Below are 14777 nucleotides of genomic sequence, written 5' to 3'. Positions count from 1 at the left end.
CTACCGCGCCCCTTCATCGCTTATTCCGTCGTCTGCAGCCGTTCAGCCAAACCGCTGCGACGCTGGGTCGGCGTGCGAATGGCCCGCAGCAGCACCGCGTCCGTGGCGTACAGCGAGAGCCGCTGACGCGCACGGGTGATCGCGGTATAGACCAGCTCACGCGTCAACACTGGCAGGAAATGGTTCGGCAACACCAGAACCGTATGCTCAAACTCCGATCCCTGGGACTTGTGCACCGTCATGGCATAAGCGGTTTCATGCGCCGGCAAACGGCTCGGCTGCACCGACTTGATGCTGCCGTCCGGCAGTTGGAAATGCACGCGCAGCTCGCCGCGCTCATCCGGCAGAGTAATGCCGATATCCCCATTGAATAACCCCAGCGCGCTGTCGTTGCGGCCGATCATCACCGGCCGCCCCCGATACCAGCGGCCGAGCACACCCGGTTTGCGGTCGATCAGACCGGCGCGCTGCAGCCCGAGTTCAATACGTTCATTCAGGCCGGCAACGCCGAACGGCCCTTCACGCAGCGCGCACAGCACCTGGAAGTGGCTAAAGGCGGCCAGCACCGCCGCCGCATCCGCGCCTTCGGCAGTCAGCCGCAGATAGTCGCGATAGCCCGCCACGCACGCGTCCAGCAGCGCCTGATACTCTTCGCTCGTCGCCAGCGCATAGCCCGCGACATCGCCGAAACGGCCGTTTAATGCCGCCAGCGCGCGATCCCCCGCACCGACGTTGACCGCCAACGCCAGTTGACCGATGCCGGAACGGGCGTCGAAGCGATAGCTCTTACGCAACAGGCACAGGCTGTCGCGCACCGCCGCTTGCGCGTCGGCCCGCTGCCCAGCGATCGAACAACCGGTCAGGCGGCTCAGCTCTGCGGCGCGCGCCTCGCTGTATCCCTGCTCGGCAAAACGGCAAATATCCCCCAGCACCGCGCCGGCCTCTACCGAAGCCAGCTGATCGCGGTCGCCGAGGAAAATCACCCGGGCCCGATCGGGCAACGCCGCAATCAGGCGCGCCATCATCGGCAGATCGACCATCGAGGCCTCATCCACCACTAACACATCCAAATGCAGCCGGTTACCGCGGTGATAGCGCATGCGCTGACTGTTGGGTTGCGCCCCCAACAAACGGTGCAACGTCGCCGCCTCCGTGGGGAACAACGCCTGCTGCGCCGGGGTCAACGCCAGCTGACGGCTGGCGCTGCCAAGCGACTCCGTCAGGCGTGCCGCCGCCTTGCCGGTTGGCGCCGCCAGCTGAATCCGCAAGCGCGCGCTTTCATCCAGCTGCACCAGCGCCGCCAGCAGTTTAGCGACGGTGGTGGTTTTACCGGTGCCCGGTCCGCCGGAAATCACCGCGATGCGCCGCGTGGCAGCCACCGCAGCAGCGATCTTCTGCCAGTCGGGTTCATCGCTCGCCGCGCCGAACAAGCGGTCGAGAATGGCGCGCAACGCCTCCTCCGGCACCGTCAGCGATTCACCTTCACCGCCGATAAACGCCGCCACTTCACCTTCGTTTTGCCACATGCGTTGCAGATATAAGCGCTGCCCACGCAGCACCAGCGGCGTAGCGCCGCTGCCGTCCCCAACCGCCGCGCTGCTCGCCAGGCGCTGCTGCCAACGTGCGCTATCCGGTCGCCCGGCCGCCTCCCACAGCGCCAGCGCCAGCGCCGGTTGGCGCCCTTCAAACAGCGTGTCCGCCTGCAGCTGCTCCAGCATCAGGCAAACATGCCCCGCCCCCGCCTCTGCGCTCAGACAGGCGGCGGCCAGTAAAATATCAGGCTCGTCTTCGCTCGCCACCACGCGGGCGAACTGCACGTCCAGCGGGCGCAGCGCGCCAAGCGCCACCGCCTGCTCCAGCAGTGCGATCATGATTTTTCCTCCGTCGCCGCAGCTTCGCCGCTGAACAAGCTATCCATTCCCGCCACCAGCTCAAACGCGGGGAGACAGGTGAAAATGCCGTTGCCCGGGTGCGCCGCATCCACGCCGCGCAGGAACAGATAAATCACCCCGCCGAAATGGCGCCGGTAATCATAATCCGGCAACCGATGGCGCAAATAACGATGCAACGCCAGCGTATACAGCTGGTATTGCAGATCATAACGATGCTCCGCCATCGCCTGCTCCATCGCCGGCCGGGTATAGGCGCTGCTGTCCTCCCCCAGCCAGTTGGACTTGTAGTCCAGCAGGTAGTATTTGCCTTGCCAGCAGAACACCAGGTCGATAAAGCCTTTCAGCATGCCCTGCACCTGATGGAAATCCAGCGCCGGGCAGCGGGCGGAAAGCGGATCGTAACGCTTCACCAGAGCATCGAGCTCCTTCGCCTGCAACAGCCGGTTAATCGGTAAATAGAACTGCAGCTCTGCCTGCTTATGCTGCGGCGTCAGCGCCGCCAACGTCACGCCGCTGTCATCGAGCGGCGTATTGAGCAGCACCTGCATCCACGCCAGCAGTATCGGTTGCCAGTGTTCGGCAAACCCTTGCTGCTGCAGCTGTTCCAGCAGCCACTGTTCGTCGAGCGGCTGGGTGAAGTCCAGCGTTTCAAACAGGCTGTGCAGGAAGGTGCCGGGCGTTGCGCCGCGCGGGAAGGTATGCGGTGTAAGCGCTGGCTCACTTTCTTCCCCGCGCTCACCGGCCGCGTCGACATCCAGACGCGGCAGCAGATCCTGCATCAGGCTCGCGCCGTGCTGTTGCAAACCGGTATAGCTGGTCACCCGCCAAAAATCCTGGATCCGCCGGGTAAAGCTTTTCGCCGCCAACGCTTCGGCCAGCGACGCCTGGGGTTGCCAGGGTTCTGCATCCGGCGGTTCAACCAGCGACAGCGCGATACCGCCACCCACCAATTGCTGCAGCCGCTCCTGCAGATACACGGCGTCGCCGGGCTGCCCGCCCTGCACCAGATAGCCCAATGCGCTGCGGTGCAGGTCGGTATCGCCCTGTTTCTTGCGCGTGCCCTGGAACAGCGGCGCAATGCCGATACTGCAGTGGTACACCGAGCGGGTCAGCGCCACATACAGCAGACGCAGATCCTCCGCCAACCGCTCCTCCTCCGCCCAGGCCTGGCTCTCTTCATTGGCGTCGAGGTCCAGCAACGCCTGGAAACTGTGGCGATCGTGATACAGCGCCTGCTGCTGCTGGCGGAAGTTGCCGACGAACGGCAGCCACACCAGATCGAACTCCAGCCCCTTGGACTTGTGGATCGTGATCACCTGCACCAGATGCCGGTCGCTCTCCAGCCGCAGTTGCTGATTGTCGGACTGGCGATTAGGCTGAGCGATCTGCTGCGCCAGCCAGCGCACCAGCGCATGCTCGCTGTCGAGCTGCGCCGCCGCTTCTTGCAACAGCTCCCCCAGATGCAGCACGTCGGTCAAGCGACGCTCGCCGCCGGCGCTGGCCAGCAGGTTCTCCGCCAATTGGCGCGTTTTCATCACCTCGCTCAGCATCGGCAACACGCCGCGGCGCAGCCAGAGCGTGCGGTAATTGTCGAATTCATTAACCAGCGCGTCCCAGGCGCGCTCATCGCGGCTCAGGCCGTCCAGCGTCGGCGCGTCCAGCCCCATCAGCCCGGTGGCCATGGCGCTGCGCAGCGTGCGCTCCTGCTCCGGCGCCAACACCGCCTGCAGCAACCACAGTAGGTCTTTGGCCTCCGGGGTGTCAAACACGCTGTCGCGGTTGGACAGGTAGACCGACGGAATAGACAGCGCGCTGAGCGCATCGCGCACCAACGCCGCCTCGTTGCGGCTGCGCACCAGCACCGTGATATCAGAGGCTTGCACCGGCCGTGACGCCTTGCCGCTCTGCAGCCGCGCCAGGCCCTGCTGCCCGGCGCTGAGCCAGTCGCGAATTTGCGTGGCGCACAGGCGCGCCATTAGCTGTTGGTAATCACTTACACCCGCGCCTTCCCCCTGCTGCAGCCAGAATTGCATCGCCGGCTGCGGCTTGCCGTGCAATTCAAACGCCAGCCCTTGGTTCTTTTCCGCCGCGTTAACCTCAATAAAGGGGATTTGGCCGAACAGGAAAGGTTTTTCTACCTGAGAAAACAGGTGATTGACGCTGGCGACCATCGACGGCGACGAGCGCCAGTTGGTCTCCAGCGTATAGTGGGCGCTCACCTCTGAACGCGCGCGCATGTAGGTAAAGATGTCGGCGCCGCGAAAGGCGTAAATCGCCTGCTTGGGATCGCCGATCAGCAGCAGGCCGCAATCAGGCCGGCCGACGTAAAGTTTTTGGAAAATACGGTATTGCTGCGGATCGGTATCCTGGAATTCATCGATCATCGCCACCGGATAGCGCTGGCGGATCGCCTGCGCCAACTGTTCGCCGCCGCCGCTTTGCAGGGCGCTGTCCAAACGGCTGAGCAGGTCGTCAAACCCCAGCTCGGCGCGCTGGCGCTTTTCCTGCTGAATGGAGGTGCGGATCTCGCTGAGCGCGCGCGCCATGATCAGGTCGCGCAACGTCAAGGGTTCATCGAACAGTTCGTCTATCGCCGTGAACAGCGCATGACGCGGCGGCTCGCCCTTCTTGGTCTTCTCCAGCAGCACCGACTGGCGAAACTTGTCCAGCTCCTTCGGCAGTTGGTAATCCTGGGTCTCCTGCCCGCTCCATTCGCCGACCTTGTTCAACCAGTTCGGCAGGTGTTTGCTGCTGTAGCTGCGCTTATCGACGCCGGACTGGGCGATTAACGCCTCAAGATCGCCCGCCGCCGCCCGCCATTGCGCCTTGATGGCGTCGATGCGCGCGACAATCTGCTCGTGGCGCATCAGAACGGTTTCTTCGTCCTTCGGCGGCCGCCGCAGCGCCGGCGCTTCACCGTGCAGATAACCGGAAAGGTCGGCCAGCAACGCTTCCGGGCCGCTCCACTCCTGGCTGATCGCACGCGCCACGCCCAGCGGCAACGGATAGCAATGACGGCGCCAGAAATCGGCGCAGGCCTGCCGCCGCAGCGGCAGTTCGTCCTGCACCAGCGTTTGTTCAAACAGCATGCCGGACTCGAAGGCGTTGTGGGTCAACATCCGTTGGCAAAAGCCGTGGATAGTGTAAATCGCCGCTTCGTCCATCTGCCGCTCCGCCGCCAGCAGCTGCGCAGCGGCGTCAGACAAATCGTCAATTTCTTCCATCAGCGCCGAAAACAGCGGGTTAGCGCTGATGCCGCGCACGCAGGCGATGCGCAGCCCGTGGATATTGTCACGGATACGCCCGCGCAGCTCCTCGGTGGCGGCCTCGGTAAAGGTCACCACCAGGATTTCTTCGACCGTCAACGGGCGGGGAAACGCCGCTTCCCCCCCCAATCCCAGCAGCAAGCGCAGATACAGCGCGCCGATGGTAAAAGTTTTGCCGGTGCCCGCCGACGCCTCGATCAGGCGTTCGCCAAACAGCGGCAGCGTCAGCGGCTCTAGCCTCTGCGGGGCGACTTCCGTCATGGCGTCGCCACTTTGCGCGGCAGGATCTGCTGCAATGCCGACGCGTTCGGATAGGTGACCCAATCCTTAGGCGCCGCGTAATCCGCTTTGTCTTGCCCGCTGCCGCTGACCTGCGACAGCACCGCCAGCCCCTGCGGCTGGATCACCGCCTGGTGGAAATAATCCGCCAGTTTGGTCGGCGTCAGCTGTTGCACCTGCGCGATCAGCTTCTGGCGAGTATCAAAGGCGAAGTTGCCGCGATCGAAATCATTGGCGAACCGGCTGGCCTCCTCGCTGAGGGTTTGCGGCCGCTGTTTGAGTTCGTTGATCAGCGCCTGTTTGTACTGTTCAAAATCGGCCTCGCTCATTTCACGCAGGCGTTTCTCGGTTTTCGGATAGAAATCCTGATAGCGCTGGTACAGGTAGGCCGGCTGTTTGCTGTTGCTCTGCAACAGGAAGCCTACGCCCCACTGGCGGCCCACCGACATCGGGAAGGCAAAGACCGCATACCCCAATTGTTCCTGAGTGCGCAGCTGGCTGTAGAACCACGGCTGAATAATCTGCCCCAACAGCGAGCTGTAGGCCATGCCGGTCACTTCGTCGTAACCGGTCGGTACATAGACCGCCGCCAGCGCCGAGTCGGTGCTGCTGCCTACCTGTTGCAGGTTGGCCAGCTGATTCTTGTCCACCACCACGTCTTCGCCGTGCCACCACTCAATACCGGTACAGCCCAGACGGTGCTTCAGCGTCGACGCCAGCGTATCGACCTGTTGCTTGCTCATGTTGCCCACCACCAGCAGCTCCGGCGTGGCCTCGGCCAGCAGGCTGTCGCGATACGCCAGCACGTCTTTCAGCGTCAGCGTTTTCAGCACTTCGCGGCGCTCGCTGCGTTCGGAATACGGCACGCGGGAAACCATCTGCACCGGCTGAATGGCCAGTTCAAACGCCTTGCCCTTCTCGGCGGCGTCCAACTGCTCCAGGTACCAGGACTTGGCCTGCGCCAGCTGATCTTCCGTCGGCGTGAAGCTGGAATAGCCCTCGATCAGCGCCGTCAGCAACTGCGGCAAGCGCTGGGTAAAGCCGTTGGCGTTAAACATCAGGCCGTTGTTCGGCGACGTCGAGAAACTCAAACCGCCGACCGAAGCCTGATAGCTCAGCTGATCCAGCGCCAGGCCGGCCAGATAATCCGTCAGCGAGAACAGCACCTGGTTGCGCGCGGAATCCATGGTCTTGGCGTTGCGGAAAGCGACGGTGACGTCGGCCTTCGGCTCATCGGCGAAGTAACGGCTCGGCATATACAGCACGCGCAGGCCGGGCTTATCCACCACCATTTCCGGCTTTTTGAATTCATGCGACGGTTTGGTCAGGGTGAAATCATCCGGAATGTACGGGTTGAGCGCCGGCAATGACAGGTAAATGCCGCTGCCCAACTGCTGCCACTGCGTAAAGCGCTGTGGCGTGATTTTGTCGACCTGGTAAGGCGCATTGACGAAATAGGCCGTCTTGTTGTGCGGCTCATCGGAGCTGACGAACCAGATGCGCGCATTTTGCGGCGTCATGGCGTCCAGACGTTCAGCGATCGCCTTAGGATCATAGCGGTCGGCCAGGTAAGGCGCGTCCAGCGCATGCTCAACCGGCACGCGCAGCATAGTGTCCACCAGCCATTCGATGTAGTCCATGTCGCGCGTGATCGACGGATAGCGGAAGTCCAGGTTCAGAACATGCGAGATTTCGTCGAAGTAGCTCTGCTTGATGCCTTCGCTGCGCAGCATTTTCAGGTAGTTGAAAATGGCGGCGACGACTTGGTCGCGCTGGGCCAAGCCTTTGTCAGTCAGCGAGACACTGATGGCGAAGACGCCGCCGTTGCGATCCACCATCGGATCGGCGCCGGCATTGATGGCGTCCGCCAATCCCTGCTTCTGCAACCAGTCGGACAGGGTATTTTTACTGCGGTTGCCGATCAGGTAACCGATGTAGGTATCGGTTTTGCTGCGAAACGCGGCGCTGTTGTTATCGATACGGAACTCAACCTTCAGCTGCTTGCGCGGCTGCGCCGGCACATAGTGAATGATGATGCCCTGCTGCTCCGGCGTGACGGCCGGTACGGTGATCGGCGGCACGCTGGCGTCATGATTCGGCACGCGGCCAAAGGTTTTTGCGGCAATGTCAGCCAGCTGCGGCAGCGGCTGATTGCCGTACAGCACCCCCATCATCAGATTGGCGGAGTAGTAGCGCTTATAGAACCCCGTCAGCTCATCGTGCAACTTGCTGCCCGGCTTGTCTTTCAGCGTGTCCAGATTACCGCCGGAGAAGCGCGCGCTCGGGTGCGCCGGGTTGAGGGTTTCCGCACCGACCTGCGCCATACGCATGCCGTCGCGCGAACGCGCCATCGTCAATTCTGCATTCACCGCGTTGCGCTCGCGATCGGCATTGCCCGGATCCAGCAACGGCTCCGCAATGGCGTCGGCCATGCGATCGACCGCCGGCTCCAGCGCGTCATTCTCCACTTCCAGATAGAAGGCGGTGCGATAAGAAGCCGTGCTGGCGTTGTGGCTGCCGCCGTGCTTTTTCAGGAATTCGGACAGGTTTTCCGGCTCGGGATAACGTTTGGAGCCCATCAGCACCATATGTTCCAGATAGTGCGCCAAGCCCAGTTGGCTGTTCGGATCTTCGAGCGACCCGACCGGCAATGCCAGCGCCGCCAGCGATTTCGGCGCCTGGACATCGGACACCAGCAGCACCGTCATGCCGTTAGCCAACTTGATCGCCTCGTACTGACGCGGATCGTGCTCGCTCTTGTTGATCTTCTCCGCCAGCGGTTGCCATCCTTGTGCGGCCCAGCTCAACGGCGCCCAACACATAGCCAATAATACCAGCCCGGTGACGCGGGCCAACTGTCTGCGCATATCCAAAATAAACCCCTATTCTGACATCGCCACGCCCACTCCCTGACGCTGGCGACGTACATCAAAACCACATAACCAAATCTGTACTCGCCGGGTTCTTCGCCAATGTGGCGCCCCAAAACGCGGCGGGTATATGCCTGTACGTTATGTAAGACCGGGAATTACCCCAATGGTTGAATATAACCTTCGTTATTTTTACCACCTCCCGCCGCACAGCACCACCGGGGGATTGTTACCCCAGGTTATGACACGCCACCGGCAGCAGATAACGCTCTGTTTCGGCCAGTATTTGCGCCAGGTAGTCATTGTCCAATTGGCGGAACACTCGCTGAACATAGGGATCTTCCCCTTCTCCGGGAATGCGCTGATCGCCCTGCCAAGCCTGCAGCAATTTGGCGCGAGCCTTTGTTTGCGCTTCTTCTTCCCAGTCGATTTGCTGCGTTTCCGGCTGATAGCACTGACTCAGCCACGCCCAGCCGCTCTTGTTCAGCAACAGCAGCGGCTGACACAGACCGCGCTGATAGCCCGCCAGCAGTTCCGCCAGCTGCGCCTGCGCCTCTTCAGGCGCAAGCGCGGCAAAGCGCCAGGCGGAGTTCTTGCGACCGTACATGCGGCTCTCGCCGGTGCCGCCGGCGCAGCAGTACACCAGGTGCTCCAGCCACAGCAATATGCCGTCCACCGCCGACAACGTGGCGGGCCGCCAGCGCAACAGGCCGTCATCCTGCACCTGATGCAGCCAGCCGCTGAGACGTACGCCGGCGATATCGATATCCAATTCCAGGCTGTGGCTCTGCGCGCGTTCCGCACGCACCTGCTCGGCCAGTTCGCTCATCTCTTCCTGCTGCTTTTGCCAATAGATCTCGCCGAAGGCGCCATAGGGCAACCCCCCGGCGGCGCGCACCCGTTGGAACAACCGTTCGGGATCGTCGCCGTCAATCAGGGTATTCAGCAGTTGGCTGTTGAACTGGTAGCGGCTGAGGTTATCCAGCGTGAAGGGCTCTTCGTCCGGCAGCTCGGTCTCTTCCAGGATAAAGCTGACACCCAGCCGCAGCTGGAAGAAGGCGCGAATAGGATGGCGGTAAAACCGCAGCAGCTCATCCAACGATATTTGCTGCAGCGTTTCGGCGGGCAGCAGCTGGTTGAAGGCCGGGTGCGCCGCCCCGCGCCCGTCGGCGGCGGGCAGCCACTCGGCGGCATAGCTTTGCGCTTCCGAGCCCGGCAAGAAATTCTCGGCGGCGAACGGCATGCGCGCATGCCACTTCAGCAAATGCTCGCCCACTCGCCGGGCGCTGTCGTCTGCGGTGCGCGCCTCGTCTCCCGGCAGGCAATAGCTTTGCTCCAGATACTCCAGCAGCTCGGTAACCAGCACCGAAGGATAGCGCGGGCTGTTGTCCTGAATGGAACGGCCAATGAAGCTGATATACAGCCGTTGTTGCGCGGACAGAATCGCCTCCAGGAACAGATAGCGGTCGTCATCGCGCCGGCTGCGGTCGCCGCGCTTGACCTGCTGCGCCATCAGATCAAAACCCAATGGCGGCAACGTGCGCGGATACACGCCGTCGTTCATGCCCAACAGGCACACCACCTTGAACGGAATCGAGCGCATCGGCATCAGCGTACAGAAGTTGATTTGCCCGGCGAGGAAGCGCTGGCTGATGCGCTCCTGATCGAGGCGCGCCGCCAAATCGTCGCGCAGAATCGTCAAGGGCACGTCATCCGGATAGCGCGCCGCCAGGCCAAAATTGATGGCCTGTTGCCACTGCTGCTCGATCAATGCCAGCACCACTTCGGTATCGCTATCCGCTTCGAAGAAGGCATCCAGCAGCTGTCGGCACAGCGGTAGCCATGCCTCGAGCGAGCGCGCTTCGCTCAAGACTTGCCGCCAATGGCTCAATTGGGCCAGCAGATCCGCCAACTGCCCCGCCAGTTCGGCGACCAACCCGCTCGACTCGTCGTAAGGCAAAATGCCCTGCCAATCGCCGGCGTTGCTGTCCATCGCGTAACCGAGCAGCATGCGCGTAATGCCGAATCGCCAGGTGTGCTGGCCCGTGGCGGGCAGATCCAGTTCGCGCACGTTATCGTCGTCCAGCCCCCAGCGCACGCCGGATTCACCGACCCAGTGACGCAACAGGCGCAGCCCCTCTTCGCCAATGGCGAAACGGGCGGCCAGGGCCGGCACTTCCAACAGCGCCAGCACCTGTTCCGACGTAAAGCGGCTTTGCGGCAGATCGAGCAGGGAGATGAACGCCTGCAAAGCCGGATGCGCCTGTCGCGCTTTACGGTCAGAAATGGCGAACGGCAGGTAGCGCTCGGCGGGAGCATTGCCGAACACGGCCTGAATATAAGGCGTATAGCTGTCGATATCCGCCACCATCACGATGATGTCGCGCGGCGTCAACGCGGGATCCTGCGCGAGCATGGTCAGCAGTTGATCGTGCAGCACCTCCACTTCCCGCTGTGGGCTGTGGCAGGCGTGCAGGCTGAGGGAACGATCTTGCGGATCGAGCCTGCGCTTGCTGAAACTGCTTTCCAGCGTTTCCGCCGTGATGCCGATCACCGCGTGATCTTCCAGCTCCAGCATATCGCGTTGAACGGCGTGCAGCATGGTATCCGCCGGGATATCGACAAAGGCGTCGACCTCTTGCGCCCCTTCCATCTGCGACAGCAAATAGAGGTGATCGCGCCCGAGCTTGCCCCAGGAGGCCAGCAGCGGGTTACTGAGCTGCTGCTGCCCTTCAGCATCAAACAGACGCGCCGCGTCAGCCGGTTCGCGAAACAGCCCTTGCTCGCGCGCCTGATGATAGTGACGGCGCTTGCGGCTCTGCAAGCGGGCCAGGAAAGCGTAATCCTGAATGTCGCCCCAGTAATAACGACAAGGGTTGGTGAACATCAGGTGGATATCGATATGCCGCCCCAGCGCCTGCAGCGCCTCCAGATAGACCGGCGGCAACGCCGAGATGCCGCAGATAAACACCCGCGGCGGCAAACCGGGCGGACACGTTGTTGCCTGCTCCAGCGCGTGGATAAAGCGGCTATACAGATTGGCGCGGTGCCATTCCGGCTGCCCCAATTCGCGCGTGTACTCCACCAGCCGCGCCCAGAGCGGCGCCTGCCACTGCTGAGCCTCGGGCAGACCGTCGATGCGTTCGCCGCGCTGCCAGCTCTCCAGCCACTGCGGGCGATAAACCAAATACTGGTCGAAAAGGTCGGCAACCCGGCCGGCCAATTGGTGGATTTTTCGCTTGTCGCCGTCATCGGTGAGATAGTGCTGCAGTGGCGCGAACGCCGGCTGGGTCAGCATCTCCGGCAGCAGCCACATCAGCTTCCAGGTCATGGCGTCCTTGCTGAAGGCGCTCTCTTTCGGGATATCCGGCAACACGCGGGTGAACATGTCCCAAATGAAGGTCGCCGGCAGCGGAAACGCGACATTGGCGGCGATGCCGAACTGCTCCGCCAGCTGCATTTGCAGCCATTGCGCCATACCGGGGCTCTGAACCAGCACCACTTCCTGTTGAAAAGGATCGGCCAACGGATCTCTGGCTATCAGCGCGCTGGTCAGCGTTTTCAATAAATCCAGCTGATTGGAATGATAAACCGTGAACATGATGGCTCCTTTAAAACAAGATACGTACCGGCTCAAAAACGGGTGCAATACCAGCGGCTCAGCGTCGCCCACTGCCGTTGCGGAGTTTGTACTCTGACCGTCAATCGGCGGCAATCCGCATCCGCGCCGTCGAACGCCGTCTCGCGTCGCCAGCCTTCCGGCAGCGGTTCGGCATCGAGCCGACCGGTGACGGCGAATGCCTCCAACTGCTGATGCGCCATCACCCAGGCTTGCCGGTAGTGCCACTGGCGCTGGAACGACTGCAACAGCACCTGATGATACTGTAACAAGCCCAGCAGCGACACCGAGAACAACAATGCCGCCACCAACACTTCCGGCAGGCTGAAGCCGTTGCGGGATAACCGCCCTGCGCGAGCGTTAACCCTCACAGTCGGCCGGCCTTTTCTCGGGGCAAAAATCCAGCCGGCCGCCCGGCTGCGCTTGCACCCTGCCGACCGATTCCACACCGTCAAACGCGCCCCATTGATACAGCCAAAGCGGCTCACCGCCACGCATCTCCCCAAGGCCGCGTACCGTCACGACGCCCGCTCTGGCAGACAGCCGGGCGCAGGCCGTCAGTTCCGCGCGCTGCCTGCATAACCAGGCCGCCGCACTCAGCTCGGCGCGCGGCCAACGCTGGAGCATGCCCCAACTCAGCGCCGAAGCGGCCTGATTGTAAGCCTGGAGGTAGCGCTGCTGATCGGCGGCCAGTAACAGCGCGTTATCCAATTGCCGGTGCTGGGCATTGAGCAACATCAACCCCAACGCCAACAGCAACATTACCGCCGCCAAAGTGCTGCCGCCTCGCTGGCTCCGCCGGTTCATGGCAACGCCGCCATTTCGACGTTCCCGCTCAGGCTGCGCCTGATACGCGCATCGCCGACAGAGCGCCCCGCCAGAGTCAAACGGCCCAGCGCACCGCCATGCTCCCCGCGCTCTATCGCCACATGAAACCGCTCAATGCGCACTTCGTCACGATCGAGCAGCCGCTCCCAGCCGCCGCCGTCGCATTGGCTTACGCCGCGCTGCCCTTCCAAGCCGCCATTGCGCAGCCGATAACCGAAATAACCTGCATCCTCGCCCGAGGTGAGCCATTGCCCGCTGCGGGTGATGTCGTAAGCGACGATAACGCAGCTGCCCGCCGCTTCTCCCGCCGCCTGGCCGATCAGCAGCGGGCGGCCGGCGCACTGCCCGGCACAGAAACCGGCGCGGCGCAGGTCCTTCTCGATGCCGAACGCCAGTTGCCGCAGCGTTGACTCCAGCCGAAAATGCTGGCCGACGGCCACGTTTTGCTGGCGCAACAGCGGGTAGGTTTTCGCGGCGCCGAGCGCGATCACGCTGCCGAACACCAGCGCCAACATCACCTCCGGCAAGGTAAAACCGCGTTCGACAGTCAGCATGGCGCGGTCCCCCTTATCCGGAGCCCTTCGCTGCACAAACGCAGCCGCCCTCGGGCGGACAGCACCAGCCGCAGGCCGCCTGCCTCGTTGCTGAGCAGGATGTGCCCCGCCTGCGCGGTATTGCGCAAGCCGTAAAACCCGATCTCTTTGTCGGTGTAGCCGCTCAAAACGACGTCGCGGTAAGACGGTGAGAAAACGGAACCCTCGGCGGAAGCGCAATCCGGCGGCGGCACACCGCCGCCCAGGCACCAGGGCGTGCCGTTCTTGAACCACAGCAGCGTCGTGCGGTTGCGCCAGTTGGCGTCCGCCTGCAGTCGCAGTAAAAATGCCAGCATCTGCTGGGCAGTATGTTCCAGGCGCAACGTTTGCTGATGGTGGCGCCATTGACCGACGCCCCAGCCGGTGAGCATGCCGGCGATCAGGAGCGCCGCCAACAGCTCAATCAGCGTCATGCCACGCTGGCGGTCATCGATGTTCGAGAGCGTATTTTCTTTCATGCGGCCAGTTTAAGGGCCGTAACAAGGCGGTAAAGCCGCATGCGCAAGCCTTGCGGCAAGCTGCGCAATGTTTTCCCTATAGCGACAAATGGCGACAATAAAATGCGGCGCGGCGCGCAATGCGGATAAAAAAAGGGGCGCAATCGCTGCGCCCCTGGTGTGATGCGGTTAAGGTCAGATCGCGACCGGCGCCTTGATGGCCGGGTGCGGATCGTAACCTTCGATCTCGAAGTCTTCGAAACGGTAATCGAACAGCGAAGCCGGCTTGCGTTTGATCACCAGCTTCGGCAACGGACGGGGTTCACGCGTCAACTGCAGCTTCGTCTGTTCCATATGATTACTGTACAGATGGGTATCGCCACCGGTCCAGACGAAGTCGCCGACGTCCAAATCGCACTGCTGCGCCATCATATGCACCAACAGCGCGTAGCTGGCGATGTTGAACGGCAGGCCGAGGAACACGTCGCAGGAACGCTGGTACAGCTGGCAAGAGAGTTTGCCGTCCGCCACGTAGAACTGGAAGAACGCGTGGCACGGCGCCAGCGCCATCTGGTCCAGCTCACCGACGTTCCAGGCGGAAACGATGATGCGGCGCGAATCCGGATCTTGTTTCAGTTGCTGGAGCACGTTGCTCAGCTGATCGATCTGACGACCGTCCGCCGCCCCCCAGGCTCGCCACTGCTTGCCGTACACCGGGCCGAGATCGCCGTTTTCATCGGCCCACTCGTCCCAAATGGTGACCTTGTTGTCACGCAGATAGGCGATGTTGGTATCGCCGTTCAGGAACCACAACAGCTCATGAATGATCGAACGCAGATGACATTTCTTGGTGGTCACCAACGGGAAGCCTTCCTGCAAATTGAAACGCATCTGGTGGCCGAAAATCGACAACGTGCCAGTGCCGGTACGGTCGGCTTTAGGAGTGCCCTCGGCGAGCACCTTGTTCATCAAATCCAGATACTGTTTCATTTG

The 14777-nt window shown here is 62.3% G+C and carries 9 protein-coding genes; all 9 read right to left on the bottom strand.

Translation table 11 applies throughout. The annotated features are described in order from the left end of the window. Positions 1–20 precede the first annotated feature (20 nt). Positions 21–1871: an exodeoxyribonuclease V subunit alpha gene (gene recD, locus HWW83_RS14855; RefSeq protein ID WP_176589391.1), complete on the bottom strand. Its 1851-nt coding sequence runs from the start codon at positions 1869–1871 to the stop codon at positions 21–23. Beyond that, positions 1868–5419 carry an exodeoxyribonuclease V subunit beta gene (recB, locus tag HWW83_RS14850; protein ID WP_046687721.1) on the bottom strand — a complete coding sequence of 1184 codons (3552 nt, stop codon included), beginning with the start codon at positions 5417–5419 and terminating at the stop codon, positions 1868–1870. The genes recD and recB overlap by 4 nt, the downstream gene beginning before the upstream one ends. Beyond that, entirely contained in the window at positions 5416–8304 is a 2889-nt protein-coding gene (gene ptrA / locus HWW83_RS14845; RefSeq protein WP_176589400.1) for a pitrilysin, read from the bottom strand. The genes recB and ptrA overlap by 4 nt, the downstream gene beginning before the upstream one ends. A gap of 232 nt (positions 8305–8536) precedes the next feature. Beyond that, entirely contained in the window at positions 8537–11908 is a 3372-nt protein-coding gene (gene recC / locus HWW83_RS14840) for an exodeoxyribonuclease V subunit gamma (protein ID WP_129993596.1), read from the bottom strand. Between the two features lie 32 nt (positions 11909–11940). Next, the gene (locus HWW83_RS14835; protein WP_015378915.1) at positions 11941–12297 is read right to left on the bottom strand and encodes a prepilin-type N-terminal cleavage/methylation domain-containing protein; all 357 of its coding nucleotides are present in this window, start codon (positions 12295–12297) and stop codon (positions 11941–11943) included. Then, complete coding sequence (locus HWW83_RS14830) at positions 12287–12733, bottom strand: YgdB family protein (protein WP_129993597.1); 447 nt, start codon at positions 12731–12733, stop codon at positions 12287–12289. Before HWW83_RS14830 ends, HWW83_RS14835 begins: the two co-directional genes overlap by 11 nt. After that, positions 12730–13308 (bottom strand): prepilin peptidase-dependent protein, encoded by a 579-nt coding sequence (locus tag HWW83_RS14825; protein WP_033652127.1) that lies wholly within the window; start codon positions 13306–13308, stop codon positions 12730–12732. Before HWW83_RS14825 ends, HWW83_RS14830 begins: the two co-directional genes overlap by 4 nt. Next, entirely contained in the window at positions 13302–13805 is a 504-nt protein-coding gene (locus HWW83_RS14820) for a prepilin peptidase-dependent protein (protein WP_129993598.1), read from the bottom strand. Before HWW83_RS14820 ends, HWW83_RS14825 begins: the two co-directional genes overlap by 7 nt. Before the next feature lie 174 nt (positions 13806–13979). After that, positions 13980–14774 carry a thymidylate synthase gene (gene thyA / locus HWW83_RS14815; protein WP_015378919.1) on the bottom strand — a complete coding sequence of 265 codons (795 nt, stop codon included), beginning with the start codon at positions 14772–14774 and terminating at the stop codon, positions 13980–13982. Positions 14775–14777: the final 3 nt, after the last annotated feature.

The sequence above is a fragment of the Serratia ureilytica genome (assembly GCF_013375155.1).
Lineage (GTDB): Bacteria > Pseudomonadota > Gammaproteobacteria > Enterobacterales > Enterobacteriaceae > Serratia > Serratia ureilytica.
Note: the sequence above shows the minus strand (reverse complement) of the source record. Positions and strands in the feature narration are given on the sequence as shown.

What these genes read in the sequence shown, in the direction of transcription:
- HWW83_RS14830 (WP_129993597.1), bottom strand. Translation starts at nt 12,733, where the DNA reads ATGAACCGGCGGAGCCAGCGAGGCGGCAGCACTTTGGCGGCGGTAATG.
- HWW83_RS14820 (WP_129993598.1), bottom strand. Translation starts at nt 13,805, where the DNA reads ATGAAAGAAAATACGCTCTCGAACATCGATGACCGCCAGCGTGGCATG.
- recB (WP_046687721.1), bottom strand. Translation starts at nt 5,419, where the DNA reads ATGACGGAAGTCGCCCCGCAGAGGCTAGAGCCGCTGACGCTGCCGCTG.
- thyA (WP_015378919.1), bottom strand. Translation starts at nt 14,774, where the DNA reads ATGAAACAGTATCTGGATTTGATGAACAAGGTGCTCGCCGAGGGCACT.
- HWW83_RS14825 (WP_033652127.1), bottom strand. Translation starts at nt 13,308, where the DNA reads ATGCTGACTGTCGAACGCGGTTTTACCTTGCCGGAGGTGATGTTGGCG.
- recD (WP_176589391.1), bottom strand. Translation starts at nt 1,871, where the DNA reads ATGATCGCACTGCTGGAGCAGGCGGTGGCGCTTGGCGCGCTGCGCCCG.
- recC (WP_129993596.1), bottom strand. Translation starts at nt 11,908, where the DNA reads ATGTTCACGGTTTATCATTCCAATCAGCTGGATTTATTGAAAACGCTG.
- ptrA (WP_176589400.1), bottom strand. Translation starts at nt 8,304, where the DNA reads ATGCGCAGACAGTTGGCCCGCGTCACCGGGCTGGTATTATTGGCTATG.